This window comes from Microbacterium sp. 71-23 (genome assembly GCF_001897265.1).
GTDB lineage: Bacteria > Actinomycetota > Actinomycetes > Actinomycetales > Microbacteriaceae > Microbacterium > Microbacterium ginsengisoli.
Genome location: NZ_MKSL01000033.1, coordinates 1 through 1258 on the forward strand (window position 1 = coordinate 1; position 1258 = coordinate 1258).

Sequence of the window (1258 nt, forward strand, 5' to 3'; positions counted from 1 at the left end):
ATCTCGCCGCTGCTGGACGACGTCGACACGGTCGGCTCGGACGCCTTCGGCGATGGGATCGGACGATGAGCGAGGAGTCCGCGGAGGGCGTGCGCCTGCAGAAGGCCCTCGCCAACGCCGGTGTCGCGTCACGCCGCGTGGTCGAGGACATGATCGTCGCGGGCAGGATCCGCGTGAACGGCACGGTGGTCAGCGAGCTCGGCTCGCGCATCCATCCCGATCGGGACCTCGTGGACGTCGACGGCACCGCCGTGCAGCTCGACCAGAGCCGCCGCTACGTGATGCTCAACAAACCCACCGGTGTGGTCAGCTCGATGCGCGACGAACGCGGACGCGCCGACCTCCGGCAGTTCACACGGGAGTGGCCCGAGCGGCTCTACAACGTCGGGCGCCTGGATGCCGAGACGAGCGGCCTGCTCGTCCTCACGAACGACGGCGAGCTCGCGCACGTGCTGGCGCACCCGTCGTTCGGGGTCACCAAGGTGTACGTCGCGAAGGTCGACGGCCGGGTCACGCCGCAGACGATCGGACGCCTCACGCGCGGCGTCGAGCTCGACGACGGTCCGATCGCGGCGGACAAGGCGCGCCTGCTCGACGTGTCGGGCGGGACGAGCCTGGTCGAGCTCACCCTGCACTCGGGGCGCAACCGGATCGTGCGACGGATGATGGCCGCGGTCGGGCATCCCGTCGTGGAGCTGGTCCGCCGCCAGTTCGGCCCGCTCCACCTGGGAACGCTCCCTGCGGGGCGTGCACGCGAGTTGACTAAGGTGGAACGCGGCGCACTTCTCACCTTGGCCCGTCGTGACAACGATGCGCCCGAGGCATCCGCGCGCCGCGAGGCGGACGACTCGACACCGCCGGGGGCCGATCAGGAGAACCAGTGACCGAGAACACGACCGCGCGTGCACGCGTGGCCGCGCGCACGTCCGGCACGGTCCGGATCGTCGGTGCAGGTCTTCTCGGTGCCAGCATCGGGCACGCCCTCAGCGCGCTGGGCGTGGATGTCGCGCTGTCCGACACGTCGCCCGCGCAGCTGCGCCTCGCCGTCGACTACGGCGCGGGTCGCCCCGCCCGGGACGACGACAGCCCCCGCCTCGTCGTGGTGGCCGTGCCGCCGGATGTCACCGCCGACGTGATCGCTCGCGAGCTCGCCGCCCACCCCGGCGCCGTGGTCACCGATGTCGCGAGCGTCAAGCTGGAGCCCCTGCGCGACCTGCGCGCGCGCGGCATCGACCTCACCCACTACATCGGATCCCAC

General features: G+C 71.7%; 2 protein-coding genes. Both read left to right on the forward strand.

All coding sequences use genetic code 11. The features are described 5' to 3' along the window. The first annotated feature begins 65 nt into the window (after positions 1 to 65). The gene (locus tag BGO15_RS10645; RefSeq protein ID WP_286748256.1) at positions 66 to 884 is read left to right on the forward strand and encodes a pseudouridine synthase; all 819 of its coding nucleotides are present in this window, start codon (positions 66 to 68) and stop codon (positions 882 to 884) included. Then, positions 881 to 1258, forward strand: a 378-nt coding sequence (locus tag BGO15_RS10650) for a prephenate dehydrogenase/arogenate dehydrogenase family protein (RefSeq protein WP_286748258.1), incomplete at its 3' end; no start/stop codon positions are given. The genes BGO15_RS10645 and BGO15_RS10650, both read left to right, overlap by 4 nt.